Source organism: Streptomyces sp. 13-12-16 (assembly GCF_002114215.1).
Classification (GTDB): Bacteria; Actinomycetota; Actinomycetes; order Streptomycetales; family Streptomycetaceae; genus Streptomyces.
On sequence record NZ_NCTE01000730.1, the window covers coordinates 1 to 920 of the forward strand.

The 920-nt window shown below is 69.7% G+C and carries 2 protein-coding genes; one reads left to right on the forward strand and one right to left on the reverse strand.

From position 1 onward, the window contains the following. The coding region (locus B7767_RS27355; RefSeq protein ID WP_179167304.1) for a PucR family transcriptional regulator ligand-binding domain-containing protein at window positions 1–428 on the reverse strand (428 nt) is incomplete at its 3' end. A gap of 344 nt (window positions 429–772) precedes the next feature. On the opposite strand from B7767_RS27355, the gene B7767_RS27360 reads away from it, so the two are divergent. After that, a partial coding sequence (locus B7767_RS27360) for an FAD binding domain-containing protein (RefSeq protein WP_179167305.1) occupies window positions 773–920 on the forward strand: 148 nt, incomplete at its 3' end.

Below are 920 nucleotides of genomic sequence, written 5' to 3' on the forward strand. Positions count from 1 at the left end.
CCGGCGGTCATCATCCGCCGGTGCCGGTCCACCACGGCCGCCAGGTCCCCGGCGCGCTCGCCGGACACCTGCCGCACGACGTGCTCGGTGATGGTGGCGAACGCCACCGACTCGTGCACCGCGAACAACGGCAGCCGGTGCCGCGCGCAGGCCACGACCAGGTCGTCCGGCACGTCGCCCAGCTCCGCCGTACCGGCCGCGACGGCGGCCACCCCGGCCTGCGCCAGGATCCGTACGAAAGGCTCGGAGTCCGCCGCGTCCCGGCGCCAGGCCAGGCCCGTGAGCACCAGTTCCCCGCCGGAGAGATAGCGGCTGGGGTCCCTCAGATCGGTGGTCATCACCCCGCGCACACCGCGTTCCAGCTCGTCCTCGCCGCCGAGCAGCTTCAGGCCCAGCGCGTCGGTGTCCAGCAGTGCGCGCAGCCGCATTCTCGTCTCCGTCGTTTCTTGTCTCGATGGCCGTGGTGGACCGTGGAGGGATCTTTCGGTCAGGGCCCGTCGGGTGGCTGATCAGCGGTGTCGGCCGTGTCCTGGACCGTGTCCCCTGTTTCCGGAGGAAGGTGGGGAGGTTGCAGAGGACCTCCGTTCATACGAATCTACAAGATGCCCTCGCTGGCCAGCCAACTCCTTCATGGTTTCCGTGACTGACCCCCGCGGAGGCCCCGGCGGTGTACTGGCCGCACTCCGAGTGAACCGCACAGGAACGAGCCGGGCCCGCCGCACACGGATTGGCTTGATCCGTACGCCCCACGAGACGAAGAAGAGAGCCGGTCATGGACTTCCTTCGCCCCGCCAGCTGGGAGGAGGCGCTCGCCGCGAAGGCCGAGCACCCCGCCGCTGTGCCGATCGCGGGCGGCACCGATGTGATGGTCGAGATCAACTTCGACCACCGCCGGCCCGAGTACCTGATGGACCTGAACC